The sequence below is a fragment of the Lysobacter firmicutimachus genome (assembly GCF_037027445.1).
Classification (GTDB): domain Bacteria; phylum Pseudomonadota; class Gammaproteobacteria; order Xanthomonadales; family Xanthomonadaceae; genus Lysobacter; species Lysobacter firmicutimachus.
This window is the reverse complement of record NZ_JBANDL010000002.1, coordinates 5,092,784-5,113,620: the sequence shown is the minus strand read 5'-3', so window position 1 is coordinate 5,113,620 and position 20,837 is coordinate 5,092,784. Positions and strand designations below refer to the sequence as shown.

Below are 20,837 nucleotides of genomic sequence, written 5' to 3'. Positions count from 1 at the left end.
CCTGCCCCATGTCCGCCACGCACGCCACAACGACGGCATCCGCACCTGTGCGCGACGACGGTCGCCACGACTTCGACTTTCTCCACGGCCGTTGGCAAGTGCGCAACGAGCGCCTGCGCGAACGCCTGGCCGGCAGCGACGACTGGGAGATCTTCCCGGCGCTGCAGACCTGCGCGCCGGTGCTGGGCGGGCTCGGCAACGTCGACGCCTTCCTCAGCGACTGGAGCCGCGCCGGCGCCGAGGACGGATTCGAAGGCATGACCCTGCGCCTGTTCAACCCCGAACGCCGGCAATGGAGCATCTACTGGGCCGGCAGTCACGACGGCGTGCTCGAACCGCCGGTGGTCGGCGCCTATCGCGACGGCGTCGGCACGTTCGAAGGCGAGCTGGAGCATGCCGGACGGCCGGTGCGGGCACGCTTCGTCTGGAGCGGCATCAGCGCCCACACCGCGCACTGGCACCAGCAGTTCTCCGTCGACGGTGGAGCGAGCTGGGAAACCAACTGGCATATGTGGCTGCGCCGTTGCGACGACGACGGCCGCCTGCTGCACCAGGACGCGGTGATCGAGCTGCGCCGCTACCGCCTGCATCCGGGCCGCCGCGACGAACTGATCGAACTGTTCGAACGCGAATTCGTCGAATCGCAGGAGGCGGTCGGCATGCACCTGATCGGCCAGTTCCGCGACCTCGACGACCCCGATCGCTACACCTGGATCCGCGGTTTTCCCGATCACACGGTGCGTCGCAGCGCACTGGAGGGTTTCTACGGCGGGCCGACCTGGAAGCGCCATCGCGAAGCCGCCAACGCCACCATGCTCGACAGCGACGACGTGCTGATGCTGAAACCGGCCTGGCCGGGATCGGGCTTCGCCGCCGCCAGGCAAGCGCGAGCGGCGCCGGGCGCGGCGGACGAGGCGGCGCAGGGGCGGATACTGGCCGGCGTCTGCGCGTTGAATCAGGCCGGAGCCGCCGGCTTCGCCGCGACCTTCGAACGCGAATTCGTGCCGGTCCTGCGCGCGGTCGGCGCCGAGCTGTTGGGCGTGTATCTGAGCGACGACACGCCGAACAAGTTTCCGCGCTTGCCGGTGCGCGAGGACGGACCGCATCTGGTCTGGTTCGCGCGGGTCGGCGATGCGGCGGCCGCGGCGCGGCTGCAGGCCGATCCGGTCTGGCGTGCGCGCTGGGCGCAGGCCGAGCGCGAGGCGCTGCGCGAGCCGCCGCAATGGCTGCGCCTGGCGCCGACGCCGCGTTCGGAGCTGCGTGCGTGAGCGCGCGCGGTCGCGGGGGCCGCGGCCACCCGCATGCGGGCGCGCTTGAGCGCAGCGCGGCGGCGCGGGATCATGCCGCATGCGCCGCGCCGACCGCCTGTTTCTGCTGATCCATGCCCTGCGCGGCCGCCGCCATGCGATCACCGCCCAGCAGCTGGCGCAGACCCTGGAAGTGTCGCTGCGCACGGTTTACCGCGATGTCGCCGACCTGCAGCGTTCCGGCGTGCCGATCGAAGGCGAGGCCGGGGTCGGCTATCTGCTGCGCAAGGGCGCGGACATCCCGCCGCTGATGTTCAACCCCGACGAGCTCGAAGCCCTGGTGGTCGGTACGCGCTTCGTGCGGGCCTTCGGCGGCGAGCGCCTGGGCCGCGCCGCCACCGCGGCGCTGCTCAAGATCGAGGCGGTACTGCCGCCGGAACTGCGCGCCCGCAGCGCCCGCACCCGCATCTTCGCCCCGCAGCTGGACAACCGCATCGAGGCCAGCGGCCTGATCGACGCCTTGCATGCGGCGGTGTCGGAACAGCGGGTGCTGCGCTTGCGCTACCGCGACGGCGAAGCGCGCGCCAGCGAACGCGAGATCGAGCCGCTGTGCCTGACGTTCTGGGGCGGAAGCTGGACCCTCGGCGCCTGGTGCCGGCTGCGCGCCGATTTCCGCAGCTTTCGTCCGGACCGGATCGACGGCTACGCCGCCACCGGCGAACGCTTCGCCGAATCGCGCGAACGCGGCCTGGATGCGTACCTGCGCTCGGTGGGCGGGCAGGGCCTGGAGCCGGCGTAAGCGAAGCGCCGGGTCGCCATCCCCTTGGACGTATCGCGAACCATCGCCCGCTTTGAAAAAGGGGCGAGCGCCCGCTGCGGGCTTGAAGTCCGATCGGACCGGCGACGCAGGGGATTTGCTTTGTCGAGCGCGACGCCAAAAGCAAATCCCCTGCCCCTTCTCCAAGGCGGCGACAGCACGGGTTTCCGGGTTGCGCGACAACCGTCGCCCTGTTTTGCTTTTCCCGAATCCCGAATCCCGAATCCCGAATCCCGAATCCCGAATCCCGAATCCCGAATCCCGAATCCCTAATCCCGAATCCCGAATCCCGAATCCCGAATCCCGAACCCCCGCCTCACCGGATCCGCACCGCCTCCAGCCGAGCCAGCTTGTCCGGATTGCGCATGATGAAGATGTCGCGCAGGCGATCGGCGTCGTCGTAACCGAAGCTGATCGCCGCCTCGATCTTGCCGTCGCGTTCCAGGATCACGCCGCGCGAGCCGTTGAGGTCGACGAACAGCCAACGGTCGTTGCGGCAGGCCGGGTGCAGTACGGCTTCGATGAAGCCCAGCACCGCGTCGCGGCCGTGCAGGGCTTCGGCCACGGCGGTGACCTTGCCGCCGCCGTCGGCGCGCAGGGCGATCTGTTCCGACAGCAGCGCCGCCAGCGGCGCGGTGCGGCCTTCGACCAGGGCGGCTTCGAACGCGGCCAACAGTTGTTCCTGCTGCTCGGCCGGAGTGACGTGGCGGACCTTGGATCGCTCCACGTGCTCGCGCGCGCGCTGCACCAGCTTGCGGCAGGCGGCTTCCTCGATGTCCAGGGTGCTGGCGACATCGTGGTAGGGCTGCTCGAAGATCTCGTACAGCAGATACGCGGCGCGCTCCTTCGGCGTCAGCCGTTCCAGCAGCAGCAAGAACGCGGTCGACAGCGACGAGGCCAGGGCCAGCTGTTGCTCGGGCTGGTCGGCGGCTTCGGTGTGGATGGGCTCGGGCAACCAGGAGCCGACGTAGTCGACCCGGCTGCGGTGGGCCGAGCGCAGCAGGTCGATGCAGCGCCGGGTGCAGGCGGTGGTCAGCCACGCCGCCGGGTTGTCGATCCCGTTGCGATCGGTGTGCTGCCATTTAAGGAACGTGTCCTGCACCGCGTCCTCGGCGTCGGCGCGCGAGCCGAGGATGCGGTAGGCCAGGCCGGTCAGCATCGGCGCGGTCTGGGCGAACAGGCGGTGGTCGTCGGTGGCGGTCATGATCGATTCCTGGGAACGGCGCCGATGATAGCCAGCGCGACGGCCGCTGCCGACGCCTTCGCACGCGCGCTGCCGGGGATGCGGCGTATCGCGTTCAATGCTTGGAGATCTGCAGGCGGTTCCACAGGTTGATCATGCCGACCAATGCGGTCAGCGCGCCGATCTGGGCGTCGTCGTAATGCGCGCGCAATTCCGTGCGCAACGCGGTGTAGTCGCTGCGTTCCTCGATCCGGGTCAGCGCTTCGGTCCAGGCCAGGGCGGCGCGCTCGGCCGGGCTGAAGTCGCCGACGTGGCGCCAGACGGTCAGGTGGTCCAGGCGAACCTGGGTTTCGCCGTCGGCGCGCGCTTCGCGCAAGTGCATCTTGATGCAGAACGCGCAGCCGTTGAGTTGCGAGGCGCGCAGCTGGATCAGATGGTAGATCGCCCGCGGCAGGCCGCGCTGGTCGATGGCCGCTTGCACGCTGCCGTGAATGGCGCCCAGCTGGCTCAGGATCTCGGGGATTTCGCGTTCGTACTTGACGGCGTGGGTCTGGCTCATGGCGGGGCTCCGGTGGGATTCAGTGGATTGGTACCGGTTCGACGATCCACCCCGCCCGCGTGTGACATCCCCGCCAAAAAATTCTCCCCCCCCGTAGGAGCGGCGTGAGCCGCGACCAACCGAAGCGGTGTACGCGAGCGCAGTCCGCCGAAGTCGAGAACGCCAGGCGCTGGCATCCGGCCATCGGGCTGGGCTCCGGAAGCGGGCGTGGCACCCCATCGCTTCGGTTGGTCGCGGCTTGCGCCGCTCCTACCCCAGGACGGCATAACGATTTCGGTGGTCGATGATGAACACGGGGCGTTCTGCGCATCTCCTGTCGCGGCTCACGCCGCTCCTACAGGCGAAGCATGCTCGTACGAATCCCCAATCCCCAATCCCCAATCCCCAACACTCAAATCACCCGCAAGGTAATCGCCTTCAACACCGCGCGGGTGCGATCGCGGGTGTCGAGCTTTTCCAGGATCGTCGAGACGTAGTTCTTGACCGTGCCCTCGGCCAGGAACATGGCGCGGGCGATTTCCTTGTTGGAGTAGCCGCCGGCCATCAGTCGCAGCACCGAAACCTCGCGTTCGCTGAACAAGGCGCGCGGGGCGTCGTCGGCGTGGTAGCGGTAGCGGGCCCGCACCGGTTCGGTGCTGACCGGCTGCAGCAGGGTTTCGCCAGCGGCGACCCGGGCGATAGCATCGCGCAGGTCTTCCGGTGCGGCGTCCTTGAGCAGGAAGCCTTGCGCGCCGGCTTCGGTCGCGCGCAGCAGCAGGTCGCTGTCGTCGAAGGTGGTCAGCAACAACATCGGGGTCGCGTCGCCGCGCTCGCGCAGCCGCCGCAGGGCGTCGATGCCGTCCAGGCCGGGCATGCGGATGTCGCTGAGGATCACGTCGACCGGCGTGTCGGCGAGGCGGTCGAGCAAGGCCTGGCCGTCGTCGGCCTCGAACGCGATCTGCAGGCCCAGGCGTTCGAGCAGGGCGCGCAGGCCGGCGCGGACCAGCATCTGATCGTCGGCCAGGGCCAGCCGGATCGGCGCGCGCTGCATGGTGGGAGTCATATCGGCAGGTCCGCCTCGATGCGCAGCGCGCCGCGCGCGTTGGTGGCCAGTTGCAGGCGGCCGCCCAGCGCGGCGATGCGTTCGCGCATGCCGGTCAGGCCGTTGCCCTCGCGCAACGCGCCGCGCACCCGGCCGTCGTCTTCGATCGCCACCCGCAAGCGGTCAGGTTCGGCGCGGATCTCGACCCGCACCCGTTCGGCGTCGGCATGGCGCGCGCTGTTGGTCAGCGCCTCTTGCACCAGCCGCAGCAGAGTCTCGGCCAGGGCCGGGTCGGTCAGGTGCAGGCGCGGATCGATGTCCAGCTCCAGCGTCGGCTTCGGCAGCGGTGCGGCGAGCGCGCGCAAGGCGGTCGCCAAGTCCAGCCCGCGCGCATCGCGCAGCGCCTGGACCACGTTGCGGATGTCGCCCAACAGTTCGCCGGCCAGTCGCTGGGCCAGCTGCACTTCACGGCGTTGGCCGAGCTCGGGTTCGGCGGCGACCGCGCGCAGGTTCAAGGTCATCGCGGTGAGCGTGTGCCCGGCGACGTCGTGCAGCTCGCGTGCGACCCGCAGGCGCTCGGCGTCGCGCGCGCTGTCGGCGAGCAGGGCACGGGTGGCGAGCAGGTCGGCATTGACCAGGGCCAGACGGTCGCGGGTCTGCTCGGCGCTGCGCGCGTAGTGCGCGACCAGCGCGGCGAAGCTCTGGAAGCCGGCGAAGATCAGGGTGACGATGAAGGGCGCGCCGTGGCCGGCGTGGCGCAGGATCAGGTACAGAGCCAGGTTGAGCAGCAGCGCGATCAGCAGCACCGGTCGCGGCGGCAGGGCCAGGGCCAGGTGCGCGGCGACGATCACCAGCAAGGCCGGCGCGGTGCCGCCGGTCGGCGCCAGCCAGCTCACCGCCAGCGCGCTCAGGCATTCCGGCACGAACAGCCACGCCCGCCAGCGCGGCCGCGACGGCGGCAGCAGGTCGTGGCCGAGGAAGCAGGCCAGGAACAACGCCATCGCCAGCCATTGCGCACCGCGTTCGGCATCGTTGTCGTAGCGCAGCGACAGCAGCACCGCCAGCCAGGTCAGCACGGCGGGCAGGTTCAGGGGTTGCAGCAGCGAGCGCAGACGGCCGGGCATGGCCGGATGCTGCGCGTCGCGTCGCGCGCAGGCAATGGCCGCGACGCAGAAAGTGACTTCCGGCAGGGTCGATTGCCGACTCCTGGCCCCTGTGCCGGTGCGGGCCGCGGCGCAGCATGGCGATGCGCCCACTGCCATCGCCGGGCGCCTTACCGGAGCCGCCGCCATGTTGTCCGTTTACGATTGGATCAAGACCCTGCACATCGCCGTCGGCGTGATCGCGCTGATCGGCTTCTGGAGCGCCGGCCTGGCGCGCAAGGGCAGTCCCCTGCATCGTCGCGCCGGGCAGATCTTCCTGTCGGCGATGACCGGCATCCTGATCACCGGCGTGCCGATGGCGGCCTACAAGCTCGAGCAAGGCCATCCCGTCACCGCCGCCTTTCTCGGCTATCTGCTGGTCATCACCGCGACCGGCGTGTGGACCGGTTGGCGCGCGATCGCCGACAAGCGCGACGTGCGCCGCTACACCGGGCCGGCGTACGTGGCCCTGGCGGGCTTGTCGCTGCTGTCGGGTGCGGCGATCCTGGCGCTGGGCCTGCGCGTCGGCGCGCCGCTGCTGACCGGCTTCTCCAGCATCGGGCTGTTCATCGGCGCCGATCTGCTGCTCAAGCGCCTGCGCCGCGAGCGCTTGGCCGCGCGGCCGCGTTGGTGGCTGATCGAGCACTACACCGCGATGATCGGCAACGGCATCGCCACCCACATCGCCTTCCTCGGCATCGGCCTGCCGCGGCTGTTTCCGGCGATCGACGGCGCCGCCCTGCACTACGCGGCCTGGTTCGGCCCGCTGGCGGTCGCGATCGGCGCCAAGCTCTGGTTCGACCGCCGTTGGCGCGCGCCGCAGGCGACGGCGATGCGAGCGCAAGCGCAGACCGGTTGAACTGCGACCTGGATGCGAAAATCACAGCCGCGACGAAAAAGAAAGTGTCGCCGGTTGAGGGCCGGCGACGCGCTCGGATTGCAACCGCGCCCCGCATGCGCGCATCCGATCGGATAACTCCTAGCGGAAACCGCTCCATGACCGACCGCCGCCCCCAGCCCCGCGCTGCCGTCTTCCGCCGCGCCGCATTGTCCCTGGCCCTGATCGCCGGCGTCGGCGCGGTCCACGCCGCCGAACCGGCCCCGGCCGCCGATCCGGCGCGCTGCCACGCCGGCGCCTATCGCCTGGACGACGGCCGCGTGGTCGACATCGGCGCGGTCGCCACGCCCGGCACGCTGCGCTGGCGCCTGATGGACGGCCGCACCGGCAAGCTGACCCAGCGCGATGGCGCCTGGACCAGCACCCGCGGCTGGACCGATCGGCCCGACGGCGTCGCGGTGTCGTTCGGCGACTGCGCGCAGGGCCGCATCCGCTACGACGGCCACGCCGGCCGGAAGCTGCGCTTCGACATCCGCGAGACCCGCTTCCAGGGCAACGGCGTCGAGCTGCGCGGCCGCCTGGTGCTGCCGGAAGGGCGCGACAAGGTGCCGCTGGTGGTGCTGGTGCACGGGTCCGAGAACTACTCGGGGGTCGACCTGTACCACCTGCAGAATCTGTTCCCGGCCAACGGCGTCGGCGTGTTCGTTTACGACAAGCGCGGCACCGGCGGCTCGACCGGCAAGTACAACCAGAATTTCTATCAACTGTCCGACGACGCCGCGGCGGCGCTGCGCGAGGCCAAGCGTCTGGCCGGCGCGCGCGCCGGCCGCACCGGCTTCCAGGGCGGCAGCCAGGGCGGCTGGGTCGCGCCGCTGGCGGCGAGCAAGGAGCCGCAGGCCGAGTTCGTCGTGGTCGGCTTCGGTCTGGCCGACGGCGTGCTGGCCGAAGACCGCGACCAGGTCGCGATGGACCTGCGCGCGGCCGGCTTCGGCGATGCCGACACCCTGGCCAAGGCGCGCGAAGTCTCCGACGTCACCGGACTGATCGCCTCCAGCGACGGCCAGCGCGGCTGGGACGAACTGGCCGCGCTGCGCGCCAAGTACGGCGAGCAGCCGTGGTGGAAGGCGCTGAAGGGCGAATACACCGGCCTGGTGATCAACAAGACCCGCGCCGAAGTGCTGGCCGAGCTGGCCAAGCAGGACGTCGACGTGAGCTGGGACTACGACCCGATGCCGGTGCTGCGCGGGCTGCGCGCGCCGCAGCTGTGGATCGTCGGCGGTTCCGACCTGGAAGCGCCGTCGGACGAAACCCAGAAGCGCCTGGTCGGCCTGGCCGGCGAGGGCCGGCCGATCACCACCGCGGTGTTTCCGGCCGCCGACCACGGCATGCTGGAGTTCGACGTCGACGCCAAGGGCGAGCGCCAGCACACTCGGGTCGCCGACGGCTACTTCCGCATGCAGCTGGACTGGATCAAGCGCGGCGCGCTGGATCATGCCCCGTACGGATCGGCGCAGGTGCTGGCGCAGCCGAAGTGATCGCCTCTGCTCGACGTCCGTCGCCCGCATGGCGGCGGACTTCGGGGCGATGCCTGGATGAAGCTCTGGGTCCGCGCTTTCGCGGGGAGGACGGTAGGGGAGGCGCGGCGGTCTTCCACCCATAACCGAGGTGGCCGTGGGCGTCGCCGCGTCGCCTTCGACCGTCGTCCCCACGAAAGCGCGGATCCACAGGCTTCGGCGCACCGTTGCGATGCGGGCCGACGCGATGCGATCCGCGCCGGAAAAAGCCGCACTGCGACCCTCATTGCAATTCGGCGACCGCGCTCATGCCGTGTCGCCATGACGAGGTTCCGCATCGTCCGCGCCGATTTACGAACCGGTAACCGCCGCTTTACGCAGCGACGTACGCGATCCACTAGAACGGAGCCTCCTCACATACGAGCGGGGGCGGCATGCGCATCACCATCGTCGGAGCGGGTTTCAGCGGCAGCGCCTTGGCGCGCGAACTGGTCGGACAGGCGGGGCCGGGCGTGGAGCTGTGCCTGGTCGGCATCGGCGAGAGCTACGGCCGCGGCGTGGCTTACGGCGAAGCGCGCCCGGAGCACCTGCTCAACGTGCGCGCCAGCGAACTGGGCGCGACACCCGACCATCCCGGCGGCTTCGCCGACTGGCTCAACCTCACCGATCGCGCGCGCAGCAGCTATCTGCCGCGGTTGTTGTACGGCGAATACCTGCATGCGCAGCTGCAGGCCGCGCTGGCCGGCAGTGCGGCGGCGTTCAACCAGATCCGTCAGGAAGCGGTGGCGGTGGAACGCGCGGCCTCGGGTTTACGCATCCACCTCGCCGACGGCAGCGATTTCCTCAGCGACAAGGTCGTGCTCGCGGTCGGCGCGCTGCCGCCGCAGCCGCTGGCGGGCGTCGGGCCGAGGTTGGCGATCCATTCCAGTTACCTGGGCTGGCCATGGCAGGACGGTGCCATCGATGCGATCGACCCGGACGCGCGCCTGCTGATCGTCGGCACCGGCCTGACCATGGCCGACGTGGTCGTGACCTTGCACCGCCGCGGCCACCGCGGTCCGATCGTCGCTTTGTCGCGGCACGGCCTGCTGCCGCGAGCCCACGGCGAGTACCCGCCGCCGCCGATCGCCTTGCCGCCGACGGTGCTGCAGGCGCTGCAAACGCACGCACCGCGCGCACTGTCGCGCGCGCTGCGCAGTCTGATGCCGGTGGTCGACGACTGGCGCAGTCTGGTCGACGCGCTGCGTCCGCACCTGCAGGCGTTCTGGCGCGGCATGCCCTTGGCGCAGCGCGGCAGCTTCCTGCGTCACCTGCGTTCGTACTGGGAGGCGGCACGCCATCGGATCGCGCCGCAACTGGCCGAGGAACTGCTGCGCCTGCGCGAACACGGCCGCCTGCGCATCCGCGCCGGCCGCCTGGTGCGCGCGCGCCGCGGCGCCGATTCGGTCGACGTGCTGATCCGCGAGCGCGGCGACGACGCCCTGCTGCAGGAGCGTTACGACGTGCTGATCCGCGCCACCGGCCTGGACACCGACATCGAGCGCACCACCCACCCCTTGATCGCGCACCTGCGCGAATCGGGCCTGGTCGCGGCCGACCCGCTGGGTCTGGGGCTGCGCGCCTCCGACCGCTTCGAAGTCCTGGACGCCCAGGGCGGCGCGGTGAGGGGCTTGTACGCGATCGGCCCTTTGCTGCGCGCGCAGCGTTGGGAGATCACCGCGGTGCCGGAGTTGCGCCAAGCGGCTCGCGAACTGGCCGGCGAGTTGCTGGCGACCGCCTCGATCGCGCGCGCCGGCGCGAAGCCTTTGGCCGTGGCCGGCTGACGCCATGCCGCCACATCGCGCCGCCGTCCGCCTGTAGGAGCGGCGTAAGCCGCGACCAGCGCAGCGGTGGTCGCGAGCGCAGTGGCCGAAGACGGTCATGCGGTATCGGCGAACAAAATCGTAGCGCTGGCCTCGATGACGGACAGGGCGCGATGTCGCTTCGGCGGTCGCGGCTTACGCCGCTCCTACAAGGAGCGGTTCATGTCGCTGGGAAACGCGGCGGGATCGCTACGCTCAGACGTCCCCGTCCGCCAGCCAGCCCTCGCCGGTGCCGCGGTTGAACACGCGGTCGTCGGGCAGCACCTCGCCGGCCGGGATCGAGTCCTGCCGGGCCAGGCGTTCGTAGATCGGGGTGAAGTCCGGGGTCGTCGCCTGCATCAGCTGTTCGAAGCTGTCGATGACGAAGTAGGTCTTCTGGAAAGTGTCGATGCGGTAGCGGGTGCGCATGATCCGCTCCAGATCGAAGCCGATCCGGTTCGGCGCGTTCGATTCCAGGCAGTGGATCGATTCGCTCTTGGACGAGACGATGCCGCTGCCGTAGATGCGCAGTCCGTCGGCCTGTCGGATCAGGCCGAATTCGACCGTGTACCAGTACAGCCGGGTCAGGTGCACCAGCGCTTCGGGGTTGATGCCGTGCGCTTTCACCCCGCCGCGGCCGTAGGCCTGCATGTAGTCGGCGAACACCGGGTTCATCAGCAGCGGCACGTGGCCGAACAGGTCGTGGAACAGGTCCGGTTCGGACAAGTAGTCGATTTGGTCGGCGCGGCGGATCCACCAGGTCACAGGGAAGCGGCGGTTGGCCAGGTGATCGAAAAAGGTCAATTCGGGCAGCAGACCTTCGACGCCGACCAGCTCCCAGCCGGTGTGTGCGCGCAGTACCCGGTTGAGGTCGTCGAACTTCGGGATTCGGTCGGGGCTCATGTGCATGGCGCGCTGGGCGGCCAGGAACTCGTCGCTGGCGCGGCCGACCAGCACCTGCTGCTGGCGCTCGAACAACTGCGCCCACACCGCATGGTCCTGGCTCGAATACGAAGCCCACGGCTGCTCGACCACGGCGGTGGTATAGACCGGGACGTAGCCCTTGTCGGTGAGCTGGTGTTCGACGCGCTGCGGGGTGGACTGAGTGGCCATGGAACGCTCCGTACGTCCCGAAGGGGACGCTACGACTGTAACCGTGGGTCGGCGCAATAGGTTTGCGTTGTTGCGCGCTGTGGCGGGATTGGCGCAATATCGTTGCGTCAATCAGCCGAAGGGCGCAGCGAATGGCCACGATCGAACTGGACCGCACCGACATCGTGCTGCTCGCCGAGCTGCAGCGCGAAGGCCGCCTGACCAATGCCGAGTTGGCCGAGCGCGTGCACCTGTCGGCCTCGGCCTGTCTGCGCCGGGTGCAGCGGCTGGAACGCGAGGGCGTGATCGCCGGCTACCGCGCCGAGGTCGATCCCGAGCGCCTGGGCCTGGGCCTGCAGGCCTTCGTGCGGGTGCGGCTGGGCCGCCACGACAGCGAGGCGGTGAACGCCTTCGCCGAATTCGTCGGCAGTTGGGACGAGGTGATCGCCTGTTATGCGCTGACCGGCGACATGGACTATCTGCTGCAGATCGTGGTGCGCGACCTCGACCACCTGTCGCGCTTCCTGCTCGATCGCCTGCTCAACCAGGCCGGCGGCGCCGACATCAATTCCAGCCTGGTGCTGCGCACGGTCAAATCCTTCCGCGGCCTGCCGCTGCCGGCGCGCTGAGCGCGTTTCAGGGGTCGCTCGCCGGGGCGTCCGGTTCGGGCTCTTCGGTGGCGGTGTCTTGCGGGGCCGCGGCCGGCGCCTGCGGCGGAAGCGCGGTCGGCGCCGGCGGCGCGAGCAAGTCGATGCGGCGGCCGTCGTCGAGTTCGACCTCGATGCGCGAGTAAGTCCAGCGGCCGTCGCTGCGTTCGCCGCGCAGATGCACCTCGGCCTCGCCCTTGGGGCCGCGCAGCGGGAACACCGCGTCGACTTCGCCGCGATCGTCGTTCATGTCGAAGCGGCCGCTGCGCATCCAGCCCGAATCCAGCGGCGTGCCGAGCGCGGCGATCACCGCCGGGTCGTTGCGCGCCAGGCCGGCGGCGTGGCGGAAGGGCTCGCCCGGCTTCATCAGCCCGCCCAGCCCGCCGAGGCCGAACACGACCAGGGCGCCCAGCATCAGCCCGGCCAACAGGATCAGGCTCAGGCAGCCGGTCGGCACCGCCCATTTCCAATGCCGGCTCCACCAGCCGGGGTTGGCGCTGTCGTTCATGCGATGGCTCCTTGCGTCGCGTCGTTAGCAGTGTGGCCGCATTCGCGCGCAGCGGCCAGTCGATGCGGCCCCGGTTCTGGGCGGACCGGGGAAATCAAGCGAGCTCACCCCCCTGCCTCCCATCGATCTGGCCGATCGCCGCCAGCGCCGCGGCGCGCGCGTGCAAGGCGGCGGTGTCGAAGCGCGGAACCGCGACGTCGTCCGGGCCGATCAGCAGGCCGATCTCGGTGCAGCCCAGGATCACGCCTTGCGCCCCCTGGGCGACCAGGCCGGCGATGATGGCCTGGTATTCGCGCCGCGACTCGTCGCGGATCCGGCCCAGGCACAGCTCGTCGTAGATGATCCGATGCACGCGCTCGCGCGCCTCGGCCTCGGGCACGATCACCTCCAGGCCGTGGCGTTCGGCCAAGCGGCGGCGATAGAAATCCTGCTCCATGGTGAAGCGCGTGCCGAGCAGGCCGACGCGGCTCAGCCCGGCGGCGCGGATCGCCGCGCCGGTGGGGTCGGCGATGTGCAGCAGCGGCAAGCCCGAAGCGGCTTCGATCGCGTCGGCGACCTTGTGCATGGTGTTGGTGCAGATCACCAGCAGTTGCGCGCCGCCGTCGCGCAGGCTGCAGGCGGCCCGGCCGAGCAGGGCGCCGGCCGCGACCCAGTCGCCGGCGTGCTGCAGGCGTTCGACTTCGGCGAAGTCGACGCTGTACAGCAGCAGGCGCGCCGAATGCAGGCCGCCGAGGCGTTCGCGCACGGTTTCGTTGATCTGGCGGTAGTACGGCAGGGTCGATTCCCAGCTCATGCCGCCGAGCAGGCCGAGGGTCTTCATCGCGGTCGCAGTCATCGCCGCAGTATGTCACGCGCTCGGCGCCGCCTTCGGCTACGGCGCGGCCGTTTTCGCGGCGGCGGTCGTCGGCCGGGCGAAGCGCTCGGCGAAGAAATCGCCGCGGTTCCAGCGCGGCCGCTCCGGGTCGTCGGCGACCCGTTGGCCGATGCGCGCGTTGAGCCGCGCCAGCCGCGCCGCGTCGGCGTACTGGATCGGCTGGGAGACGTCGTCGCCGGGCTGGTGATAGCGCTCGCGCAGGAACTCGCGCAGCACCGCGCGGCCGTCGGTGCCGGCGGCTTGCGCCTGGATGCCGCCGGTCAGGTACACCGCGGGGATGCCGGCGCGGATGAAGGCGTACTGGTCGCTGCGGATGAACACGCTTTCTTCCGGGTTGGGGTCCGGACTCAGGCGCAGGCCGACCTCGCCGGCGGCGCGCTCGAGCGTCGCCTGCAGGCTGGAATGCTCGACCCCGACCGGCACCGCGTCGCGGGTCGGGGTCAGCAGCACCGGCATGTCCATATTGATGTTGGCGACGATCGACTCGCGCGCCACGCTGGGATGGCGGGCGTACCAGTGCGCGCCGAGCAGGCCCTTCTCTTCGCCGGTCACCGCCAGGAACAGCAGCGAGCGCTGCGGCGGCGACGGTGCCCGCGCCAGCTGCTGTGCGGCTTCCAGCAGAATGGCCACGCCCAAGGCGTTGTCGAGTGCGCCGTTGTAGATCGCATCGCCGCGCACCGGCGCGCCGATGCCGACATGATCGAGATGGGCGCTGAACAATACGTGCTCGCGCGCCAGCGCCGGGTCGGCGCCGGGACGGCGCGCGACGACGTTGCGCGATTGCGTCGGCGCGATCCGGGTCAGCGACGACAGCTCCAGCGTGCCCGGCAAGTCGTAACCGCGCAGGCTTCCTTCGCGCGCGTCGCGGAACACCTGGCGCGCGCTGCGGCCGCCGGCGTCGAGCAGCAGCGGTGCGGCTGCGGCGCAGACGCTGGCGACGACCTGCAGTTGCGGAAACGTGTCCAGCGCGCGGCCGTCGGCGCCGCGCAGGCGCATGCCCGGCCGCGCCCAGTTCTGCGCGCTGCGCGCCCACGGCTGGCGCTGCTCCTCGTCCTCGCTGGCGACGATCACCGCGCCGACCGCGCCGCGCGCGACCAGGGCGGCGAACTTTTCCTGCATCGAGCTGTAGAACGCGCGCCGGTCGATGTCGAAACGCGCCGGTGCGCCGTGCAGCAGCACCGCGATCTTGCCGCGCAGATCGAGCCCGGCGAAGTCGTCGTAATCGAGTTCCGGCGCATGCACCGCCTGGCCGACGAACACCGCCGGCGCCGCCACCCGCGCCTGCGAACGGTCGAAGTCGAGTTGCGGCAGGAACTGTTCGCGGTACTTCAGCGCCACCGTCGCGCCGGGCCGGTGCACGATCAGGCTGCCGCCGCCGTCGACCCGCTGCGCGCGCAACAAGGGCACGCGTTGGAAATAGCCGCCGTCGTCGCCGGCCGGCTGCAGGCCGATCGCGCGCAGGCGCTGGGCGACGTAGAGCGCGGCCAGGTCGTAGCCGCGGGTGCCGGTTTCGCGGCCTTCGAGCAGGTCGTCGGCGAGAAAGCGCACGTCGGCCTCGATCCGCCGCGCATCGGCGCCGGGGGCAGTGTCGTGGACGTCCCGCGCCGGCACCGGCGCGGTGCGCTGGCAGGCGGCCAGCAGGCACAGCGCCGCGGCCCAGGCCAGAGGCGACGACGACGGACGGACGGCCAGGCGGCCGGAACGGAACCCACGGCGCATCGGATCCCCCACGGTCTCGAAGCGGTGCGCACCCGGCGGCGCGCCAATGCCGCCGACGCTAGCACCGTCGCGCGCGCGCCGCCACGGCCTGCGCCTGCGCCGGGCTGGGCGCGAAACGCGGCGAACCCGCATCGCGGTCGCAATCCGGCGCTGAGCGCGCGGTCGCAGTGCTGAGAGCGCGGGCGAACGCAGTCGGATGGACGCATTCAGACCGCGCCGACCGAGCCTCTTTCGCCGCCGGCGCCGCCGCCACGCTCACCGAATCTATAGGCCGGGCGACCACGCGCCCGCCGCGCCCGCGCCGTGCGTCCCAGAACCGAACATCCGCGGTCCGGGCCTGTCCGCAGCGACGGAACCGGCGCGTTCACCCCTACGCCACCCCCCACCAAGGAGTCGATCATGCCTACGATCACCGCGCCCGTCGTCGCCGCTTACTGCGAAGGCCTGTTCTCCAAGACCGGCGGCAAGAGCTACATCGAAGGACTCAAGAACTCCAAGTTCAACACCGCGATCCTGGCGCTGGCGCACCCGCACTACCAGGACAAGTCGCCGCCGGCGCCGGACACCTACAAGGGCGATCTGTACTACAACGACACCGAAATCTTCGCCAACGGCAAGTACGTCGGCCCGGCCGAGTGGGTGCCGTTGGTCAATTCGCTGACCCAGGGCAAGACCGGGATCGAACGCGTCTGGTTGTCGATCGGCGGCGGCGGCGTGGGCGACTACGCCAACATCCAGAAGCTCATCGCCGAATACGGCATCAGCGAGAAGAACCCGCTGTACCAGAATCTGGTCGCGCTGAAGAAAACCTTCCCGGCGATCGAGGCGATCGACCTGGACGACGAGGAAATGCAGGACACCAAGCTGGTGGTCGAATTCAGCCGCATGCTCGGCAAGATCGGCTTCCACGTCACCTTCTGCCCCTACTACAACCCGGACTTCTGGGTCGGCTGCCTGGCCGAACTGGAGAAGACCGACCCCGGCCTGGTGATCGCGTTCAACCTGCAGTGCTATTCCGGCGGCGCCGGCAACGATCCGGACGACTGGATCCAGGCGCTGCGGCAGAAGCTCGGCGCCGGTTTCCCGGCCAGCTTCGTGATCCCCGGCGTGTCCACCGATTCGACCCCGAACCAGGTCCAGCAGCAGTACGCGCAATGGGCCAGCGACGGCATCGGCGGCGGCTTCCTGTGGACCTACGAATCGGCGGGCACGCAGGCCCCGGACTACGCCGCGGCGATCGCCACCGGCGTGGGCACGGCCGCGGCGTTGCGCGGTTCAGTCGAAGTAGAACGACGCCCCAACACCCCCCGTTAAATCGGGGCTGTTGCGGTCCAGGCCGACGTCGAAGGAGGCGTCGAGTTGCACCCGCGGGGTCGCCATCCAGGTGACCCCGCCGCCTGCGACCGAGGTGGTCGACGCGTGGTCGCTGCGCGACAGGCCGGCTTCGACGTAGACCGCGGTGCGGTCGTTCAGCGCCAGGCTCAGGCTCGGCGACCAGGTCCAGGTGTCGACGCCGTCGCTGCGGTCGAGATTGACGTACAGCGCGCCGGCCAGGCGTTCGTCGAAGTCGTAGCCGAGCGTGGTGCCCAGCGTGTACTGGGTCGCGCCGTTGCTGAACTCGCGATCGCCGCTGGCGGCGGCGACGCCGGCCAGCACCGCCCACGAGAAGGCCTCGTGCGAACTCGGCAGCGCCGCTTTCAGCGCCAGCCCGGTGTCGCCGGCGCCGTGGCGCGAGCGGCGCCCGTGCGCGTCGCGCTCGCGCAAGCGGTTGTAGGGCGAGCCCGACAACTGCAATTCGACCCGGTCGCTCAAGCCCAGGCGCAGATTGGTGTTGGCGCTGTACAGCGTGCGCCGCGCACCGCCGCCGCGGTCGCGCTCGAAATCCGGAAGGCCCTGTTCCCAGGCGAACGCGCCGCGCGGCAGGGTGGCGGTCGAGAAGGAAATGCCCGGACGGTCGAACGACGGCGTCGGCGTCGATTCCTGCGCCAGCGCCGGCCACGCCATCGCGGCCAGCGCGACGGCGGCGAAGCCGGCCCTCATCGCGCGACCCAGCGGCCGCGCTGCATCTCGCAGGCTTGTTTGATCGCAGCGATCTGCTCCGGGCTGCGCTTGTAGTAATGGATCCGCGCCTGCGTGCCCATCGGCGACTCGCACACGCCGTTGGCGCCCGCCGGGCAGCTTTCGACCCGCCGCGCGGTCACCTGCCCGCCCATTTCGGCCAGCCCCGGCACGCTGCCGTTGCATTGCTGCTGCTGCACCTCTTCCGGCACCGGCTGATCGGTCTGGGTGCATTCGTTGACCGGCTGGCCCATCACTTGGCCTTCCAGCAGGCAGGCGCTGCCGGCGTGGGCGAGCGGAGCGAGGGCGAACAGGGCGATACCGAACGAGATCGCAGCCGCGAGGACGCGAACCTGACGCATGACGGACTCCTTCGTCACAGGAGCGGGCAACGCCCGCGGTGCGCAGACCTTACTGCAGAACGCCGAGCGGCGCAGCGAGCACAGAGGCGATTTCCTCGCGGTCTCGGCGAGAGGATCGCGATTGCGCGGCATCGATGCGTAGCGGTTCGCGGCTTTGATTGGCGTCGGCAGCGCTGCTTTCTCTGCGCGTCCCTTGTCGCGGCTCACGCCGCTCCTACAGGCGGCCGGCCTCGGGCGCGGCTACTCCTCCGGCTCGCGCCGCGGCGGAAACCGCAGCACGGTGCCGGTCTGCACGTCGCGCGGGTCGGGACGGTTCCACAGCACCGGCACGTCGCGCGGCTTGGGCGGTTCCAGTTCGTCGTTGAGCGGCGCCAGTTCGGCGTCTTCCTCGTCTTCCCAGCTGTAGCGCTTGCGCGGCGGCAGCGGGTCGCGCAGGCGGAAGGCGTAGGCGGCGATCACGCCGGCGACGGCGCCGCCGAGGTGGGCCTGCCAGGACACGCCGATCTCGCGCGGCAGCACGGTCAGCAGCATGCCGCCGTAGAGCAGGAAGGCGATCATCGCCGCGGCGATCGAGGCCCGGTCGCGGCGCAGCAGGCCCAGGGTCATGACCAGGAACATCAGGCCGTGAGTGAGGCCGCTGGCGCCGAGGTGATAGCTGCCCGGCTCGCCGAGCAGCCAGGCGCCCAGGCCGGAGCCGAGCCACAGCAAGGGCAGGGCGCGGGCGGTCGCCTGCGGGTAGACCGCGCCGGCCAGGCTGCCGAGCAGCAGCAGCGAGGTGGCGTTCGCCGCCAGGTGCTCGATCGAGCCGTGCAACAGCGGTGCGGTCAGCAGGCCGAGCAGGCCGGCCGCCGACCAGGGCTGGACGGTGAACGGGCGCGGGTCGAACAGGCTCTGGGCGCTGAACACCGCGACCAGGACCAGGACGAAGCCCAGGCTGAGGTTGAGCGCGCGCAGCAGCCGCGCACGGTCGGCCTTGCGCTGGGCCGGGGTGTCGGGGATCGGGGCGTCGGTGGGCAGGTGCATGGAGACCAGATTGGCACCGGTGGCGGGCAAAACAAGCCGGCCGCGGCGGGCTACTTCGTCCCGCAGGCGGGATTGCGACGCCGATCGGCCCGCGCCCGCGCCGGGCCGGCGGCGCCGGGCCCGGTAGAATGGGCGGATGACTACCGAAATCCCCACCGTACGCCTCAAGAACGCCTGGAAATCCACCCATCCCTGGATCTTCCAGCGCCTGGTCGACAAGCCCGCCCAGCGTCCCAAGCCGGGGGCGATCGTCGACGTGGTCGGCGTCGACGGCGTCTGGATCGGCCGCGGCTTCTACAACGGCCACTCGCGCATCGCCCTGCGCATGCTGGAGAACGACCCCGACGTGGCCATCGACGCCGACTGGTTCGCGCGCAAGATCGCCGCGGCGGTGTCGCTGCGCCGCGACGTGCTCAAGCTCGACCAGGTCAGCGACGCCTGGCGCGTGGTGCACAGCGAAGGCGACGGCATCAGCGGCCTGGTCGTGGACCGTTACGGCGACCTGCTGGTGGTCGAGTACTTCAGCGCCGGCGCGTTCCGCCATCGCGAATGGATCTACGACGCGCTGCGCGCGCAGTTCCCCGGCTGCCGCTTCTACGCCTTCGCCGACGAACACGTGCAGAAGCAGGAAAGCTTCGACTTCCGCGGCACCGAAGCGGTGCCGCCGGCGATCATAACCGAGTACGGAATCAAGTTCCGCGCCGATCCGGCCGGCGCGCACAAGACCGGCTTCTTCGCCGACCAGCGCGAGAACCGCGAGTGGCTGTCGCAGCAGGTCGCCGGCAAGCGCGTGCTCGACCTGTGCTGCAACACCGGCGGCTTCGGCGTCTACGCCAAGGCGCGCGGCGCCGAGGAAGTGATCGGCGTGGACATCGACGCCGACGTGATCAACATCGCCAAGGGCAACGCCAAGCTCAACGGCGCCCACGTCAAGTTCGTCCAGGCCGACATCTTCCCCTATCTGCGCGACCTGGGTAACGCCGGCGAGCGCTTCGACGTGGTGATCCTGGACCCGGCCAAGATGACCCGCGACCGTGAGCAGGTGATCGCGGCGCTGAAGAAGTACCTGGACATGAACAAGCTGGCGCTGAGCGTGGTCAAGCCCGGCGGCCTGTTCGCGACCTTCTCCTGCACCGGCCTGGTGTCCGAGGACCAGTTCCTGGACATGCTGCGCCGCGCCGCGTTCTACGCCGGGCGCACGGTGCAGGTGCTCAAGGTCGCCGGCGCCGGCGCCGACCACCCCTGGCTGGCGCAGGTGCCGGAGTCGCGCTACCTCAAGGCGGTGTTCTGCCGCGTGCTGGACTGAGCGCGGCCGGGCGAGCGCGGTGTCCGCAGCGCCGGCCGACGCCGGTCCGGCCGCCGCTGCCATTGTTCCCCTGCGATAGCGGGACGACGCCGGCGAATCGTCGCCGGTGCGGGACTAGCGCGGACGCATCGCGCGCGTGGGCAGGCTCAGCACGCTGGGGTGCTCCACCGCCTGCTCGATCTGCCGGGCGAACTGCTGGCACACCATGCCGCGCTGCGGCGTGTCCTTGATCCCGTCGTAGAAGCGGTCGGCTTCGTCGAAACCGACCTGGAACTCGGCCGCGATGTCCACCGCCTGGCCGGCTGGCAGGGCCGCGTTGGCGGTGTTCGCTTCGGCCTGGAACTTGCTCTTGTGCCGGCGCAGCAGGTCCGGGTCGAAGCCGCAGCGGGCGCCGAATCGATAACTCATGCCGGTCGCGCGGGCGACCGACGCGATGGCGCCCGCCGGGCCGTCGTCCGCGGCCGGTACGGGCGAGGCGGGCAGCAGCAGGCACAGCAGCAGCGCTGGCGATCTCATGGGACGTCCCTTGCGATGGCGATGGGGCGGGATTTTGCACCCAGGCCGGTCCGACGGTGCGACAGGGGCGGTCGCCGCTGTCGCATCGGGCAGGCTCAATCGCGCCACCACAGCACCGCCGGCGGGTCCTCCGGGCGCAGGTGGCCGGCCCCCAGCAGCGTTTCCAGGCGCAGCCCCGCCAGGCGCAGGCTCAACGCCGTGGCGACTTCGCGGTAACCGGGCCAGTCGATCGGCAGTTCCAGGCGGTGCCCGGCTGCGGTGCCCAATTCGACGAACACCTGGCGCGTGCCGTCGGCGTCGATCGCGTACGCGTCGACACCGTCGATCTCGTTCCAGCGGACGCCGTGGATCCGGCCGACGCCGTCGTCGCGCCAGACGCCGCGTGGGTCGGCGTACAGCCGTGGAGCATGGGGATTCATCGGCGGGCCGTCCTGATCGCGGCTACCGGGGGAGCGGCGGCCGGCCTTGCTCGAAGGGGAATTCCTGTTCGCTTCGATTTCATACCCGCGATCGGCGGCGGCGAAAGGGCGCCGCGGCCCGCCGATGCCGGGATTGCGATCCGCCTCACAA

Annotated in this window: 21 protein-coding genes; 8 read left to right on the top strand and 13 right to left on the bottom strand. The window is 70.6% G+C overall.

All coding sequences use genetic code 11. The features are described from left to right. Positions 1 to 8 precede the first annotated feature (8 nt). Positions 9 to 1,268 (top strand): NIPSNAP family protein, encoded by a 1,260-nt coding sequence (locus V2J18_RS21995; RefSeq protein ID WP_336132902.1) that lies wholly within the window; start codon positions 9 to 11, stop codon positions 1,266 to 1,268. A 79-nt stretch (positions 1,269 to 1,347) separates the two neighbouring features. Continuing rightward, entirely contained in the window at positions 1,348 to 2,046 is a 699-nt protein-coding gene (locus tag V2J18_RS21990) for a helix-turn-helix transcriptional regulator (RefSeq protein ID WP_336132901.1), read from the top strand. A 334-nt stretch (positions 2,047 to 2,380) separates the two neighbouring features. Here V2J18_RS21990 and sigJ read toward each other — a convergent pair whose 3' ends face one another. The 4 genes from sigJ to V2J18_RS21970 form a co-directional block, all read right to left on the bottom strand. Continuing rightward, complete coding sequence (gene sigJ, locus V2J18_RS21985) at positions 2,381 to 3,268, bottom strand: RNA polymerase sigma factor SigJ (RefSeq protein WP_336132900.1); 888 nt, start codon at positions 3,266 to 3,268, stop codon at positions 2,381 to 2,383. Positions 3,269 to 3,362: 94 nt separating this feature from the next. Beyond that, positions 3,363 to 3,806, bottom strand: coding sequence for a carboxymuconolactone decarboxylase family protein (locus V2J18_RS21980; protein WP_336132899.1), 444 nt, complete (start codon positions 3,804 to 3,806; stop codon positions 3,363 to 3,365). 391 nt (positions 3,807 to 4,197) lie between these two features. Beyond that, positions 4,198 to 4,848 carry a response regulator transcription factor gene (locus V2J18_RS21975; RefSeq protein WP_425606090.1) on the bottom strand — a complete coding sequence of 217 codons (651 nt, stop codon included), beginning with the start codon at positions 4,846 to 4,848 and terminating at the stop codon, positions 4,198 to 4,200. After that, positions 4,845 to 6,089, bottom strand: coding sequence for a sensor histidine kinase (locus V2J18_RS21970; protein WP_425606089.1), 1,245 nt, complete (start codon positions 6,087 to 6,089; stop codon positions 4,845 to 4,847). Before V2J18_RS21970 ends, V2J18_RS21975 begins: the two co-directional genes overlap by 4 nt. Before the next feature lie 28 nt (positions 6,090 to 6,117). Between V2J18_RS21970 and V2J18_RS21965 the strand changes: the two genes are divergently transcribed. The 3 genes from V2J18_RS21965 to V2J18_RS21955 all read left to right on the top strand — a co-directional run bounded on the left by V2J18_RS21965 (position 6,118) and on the right by V2J18_RS21955 (position 10,144). Then, positions 6,118 to 6,828, top strand: a complete 711-nt coding sequence (locus V2J18_RS21965; protein ID WP_336132897.1) for a hypothetical protein — start codon at positions 6,118 to 6,120, stop codon at positions 6,826 to 6,828. Positions 6,829 to 6,965: 137 nt separating this feature from the next. Next, positions 6,966 to 8,342 carry an alpha/beta hydrolase family protein gene (locus V2J18_RS21960; protein ID WP_064748486.1) on the top strand — a complete coding sequence of 459 codons (1,377 nt, stop codon included), beginning with the start codon at positions 6,966 to 6,968 and terminating at the stop codon, positions 8,340 to 8,342. Between the two features lie 413 nt (positions 8,343 to 8,755). Then, positions 8,756 to 10,144: an FAD/NAD(P)-binding protein gene (locus V2J18_RS21955; protein ID WP_336132896.1), complete on the top strand. Its 1,389-nt coding sequence runs from the start codon at positions 8,756 to 8,758 to the stop codon at positions 10,142 to 10,144. A gap of 234 nt (positions 10,145 to 10,378) precedes the next feature. Here V2J18_RS21955 and phhA read toward each other — a convergent pair whose 3' ends face one another. Then, positions 10,379 to 11,275: a phenylalanine 4-monooxygenase gene (gene phhA, locus V2J18_RS21950; protein WP_064748488.1), complete on the bottom strand. Its 897-nt coding sequence runs from the start codon at positions 11,273 to 11,275 to the stop codon at positions 10,379 to 10,381. A 131-nt stretch (positions 11,276 to 11,406) separates the two neighbouring features. On the opposite strand from phhA, the gene V2J18_RS21945 reads away from it, so the two are divergent. Beyond that, positions 11,407 to 11,883, top strand: coding sequence for an Lrp/AsnC family transcriptional regulator (locus V2J18_RS21945; RefSeq protein WP_064748489.1), 477 nt, complete (start codon positions 11,407 to 11,409; stop codon positions 11,881 to 11,883). A 7-nt stretch (positions 11,884 to 11,890) separates the two neighbouring features. On the opposite strand, the gene V2J18_RS21940 is transcribed toward V2J18_RS21945, so the two are convergent. From V2J18_RS21940 to V2J18_RS21930, 3 genes are all read right to left on the bottom strand, one after another. Beyond that, complete coding sequence (locus V2J18_RS21940) at positions 11,891 to 12,409, bottom strand: cytochrome c oxidase assembly factor Coa1 family protein (RefSeq protein WP_064748490.1); 519 nt, start codon at positions 12,407 to 12,409, stop codon at positions 11,891 to 11,893. Positions 12,410 to 12,503: 94 nt separating this feature from the next. Then, a complete protein-coding gene (locus V2J18_RS21935; protein WP_064748501.1) occupies positions 12,504 to 13,229 on the bottom strand; it encodes an aspartate/glutamate racemase family protein in 726 nt (241 codons plus the stop codon). Between the two features lie 51 nt (positions 13,230 to 13,280). Beyond that, on the bottom strand, positions 13,281 to 15,002 hold the full coding sequence (locus V2J18_RS21930; protein WP_336132895.1) for a M20/M25/M40 family metallo-hydrolase: 1,722 nt from the start codon (positions 15,000 to 15,002) through the stop codon (positions 13,281 to 13,283). 399 nt (positions 15,003 to 15,401) lie between these two features. Here V2J18_RS21930 and V2J18_RS21925 point away from each other — a divergent pair, with 399 nt between their 5' ends. After that, positions 15,402 to 16,316 (top strand): hypothetical protein, encoded by a 915-nt coding sequence (locus V2J18_RS21925; protein ID WP_064748492.1) that lies wholly within the window; start codon positions 15,402 to 15,404, stop codon positions 16,314 to 16,316. On the opposite strand, the gene V2J18_RS21920 is transcribed toward V2J18_RS21925, so the two are convergent. The 3 genes from V2J18_RS21920 to V2J18_RS21910 are packed head-to-tail and all read right to left on the bottom strand — an operon-like array spanning position 16,278 to position 18,445. Beyond that, positions 16,278 to 17,042, bottom strand: coding sequence for a transporter (locus V2J18_RS21920; protein ID WP_336132894.1), 765 nt, complete (start codon positions 17,040 to 17,042; stop codon positions 16,278 to 16,280). The genes V2J18_RS21925 and V2J18_RS21920 overlap by 39 nt on opposite strands. Further along, entirely contained in the window at positions 17,039 to 17,629 is a 591-nt protein-coding gene (locus tag V2J18_RS21915) for a hypothetical protein (protein ID WP_336132893.1), read from the bottom strand. The genes V2J18_RS21920 and V2J18_RS21915 overlap by 4 nt, the downstream gene beginning before the upstream one ends. Positions 17,630 to 17,662: 33 nt before the next feature. Next, positions 17,663 to 18,445, bottom strand: a complete 783-nt coding sequence (locus tag V2J18_RS21910) for a rhomboid family intramembrane serine protease (protein WP_336132892.1) — start codon at positions 18,443 to 18,445, stop codon at positions 17,663 to 17,665. Positions 18,446 to 18,581: 136 nt separating this feature from the next. On the opposite strand from V2J18_RS21910, the gene V2J18_RS21905 reads away from it, so the two are divergent. Then, positions 18,582 to 19,751: a class I SAM-dependent rRNA methyltransferase gene (locus V2J18_RS21905; protein WP_221670735.1), complete on the top strand. Its 1,170-nt coding sequence runs from the start codon at positions 18,582 to 18,584 to the stop codon at positions 19,749 to 19,751. 114 nt (positions 19,752 to 19,865) lie between these two features. On the opposite strand, the gene V2J18_RS21900 is transcribed toward V2J18_RS21905, so the two are convergent. Beyond that, a complete protein-coding gene (locus V2J18_RS21900) occupies positions 19,866 to 20,267 on the bottom strand; it encodes a hypothetical protein (RefSeq protein WP_336132891.1) in 402 nt (133 codons plus the stop codon). 95 nt (positions 20,268 to 20,362) lie between these two features. Beyond that, on the bottom strand, positions 20,363 to 20,686 hold the full coding sequence (locus V2J18_RS21895; protein ID WP_336132890.1) for a hypothetical protein: 324 nt from the start codon (positions 20,684 to 20,686) through the stop codon (positions 20,363 to 20,365). Positions 20,687 to 20,837 lie beyond the last annotated feature (151 nt).

Bases quoted from the DNA above. Each gene is read 5' to 3' on its own strand.
- V2J18_RS21995 (WP_336132902.1), top strand. From the start codon at position 9: ATGTCCGCCACGCACGCCACAACGACGGCATCCGCACCTGTGCGCGAC.
- V2J18_RS21990 (WP_336132901.1), top strand. From the start codon at position 1,348: ATGCGCCGCGCCGACCGCCTGTTTCTGCTGATCCATGCCCTGCGCGGC.
- sigJ (WP_336132900.1), bottom strand. From the start codon at position 3,268: ATGACCGCCACCGACGACCACCGCCTGTTCGCCCAGACCGCGCCGATG.
- V2J18_RS21980 (WP_336132899.1), bottom strand. From the start codon at position 3,806: ATGAGCCAGACCCACGCCGTCAAGTACGAACGCGAAATCCCCGAGATC.
- V2J18_RS21975 (WP_425606090.1), bottom strand. From the start codon at position 4,848: ATGACTCCCACCATGCAGCGCGCGCCGATCCGGCTGGCCCTGGCCGAC.
- V2J18_RS21970 (WP_425606089.1), bottom strand. From the start codon at position 6,089: ATGGCAGTGGGCGCATCGCCATGCTGCGCCGCGGCCCGCACCGGCACA.
- V2J18_RS21965 (WP_336132897.1), top strand. From the start codon at position 6,118: ATGTTGTCCGTTTACGATTGGATCAAGACCCTGCACATCGCCGTCGGC.
- V2J18_RS21960 (WP_064748486.1), top strand. From the start codon at position 6,966: ATGACCGACCGCCGCCCCCAGCCCCGCGCTGCCGTCTTCCGCCGCGCC.
- V2J18_RS21955 (WP_336132896.1), top strand. From the start codon at position 8,756: ATGCGCATCACCATCGTCGGAGCGGGTTTCAGCGGCAGCGCCTTGGCG.
- phhA (WP_064748488.1), bottom strand. From the start codon at position 11,275: ATGGCCACTCAGTCCACCCCGCAGCGCGTCGAACACCAGCTCACCGAC.
- V2J18_RS21945 (WP_064748489.1), top strand. From the start codon at position 11,407: ATGGCCACGATCGAACTGGACCGCACCGACATCGTGCTGCTCGCCGAG.
- V2J18_RS21940 (WP_064748490.1), bottom strand. From the start codon at position 12,409: ATGAACGACAGCGCCAACCCCGGCTGGTGGAGCCGGCATTGGAAATGG.
- V2J18_RS21935 (WP_064748501.1), bottom strand. From the start codon at position 13,229: ATGAAGACCCTCGGCCTGCTCGGCGGCATGAGCTGGGAATCGACCCTG.
- V2J18_RS21930 (WP_336132895.1), bottom strand. From the start codon at position 15,002: ATGCGCCGTGGGTTCCGTTCCGGCCGCCTGGCCGTCCGTCCGTCGTCG.
- V2J18_RS21925 (WP_064748492.1), top strand. From the start codon at position 15,402: ATGCCTACGATCACCGCGCCCGTCGTCGCCGCTTACTGCGAAGGCCTG.
- V2J18_RS21920 (WP_336132894.1), bottom strand. From the start codon at position 17,042: ATGAGGGCCGGCTTCGCCGCCGTCGCGCTGGCCGCGATGGCGTGGCCG.
- V2J18_RS21910 (WP_336132892.1), bottom strand. From the start codon at position 18,445: ATGCACCTGCCCACCGACGCCCCGATCCCCGACACCCCGGCCCAGCGC.
- V2J18_RS21905 (WP_221670735.1), top strand. From the start codon at position 18,582: ATGACTACCGAAATCCCCACCGTACGCCTCAAGAACGCCTGGAAATCC.
- V2J18_RS21900 (WP_336132891.1), bottom strand. From the start codon at position 20,267: ATGAGATCGCCAGCGCTGCTGCTGTGCCTGCTGCTGCCCGCCTCGCCC.
- V2J18_RS21895 (WP_336132890.1), bottom strand. From the start codon at position 20,686: ATGAATCCCCATGCTCCACGGCTGTACGCCGACCCACGCGGCGTCTGG.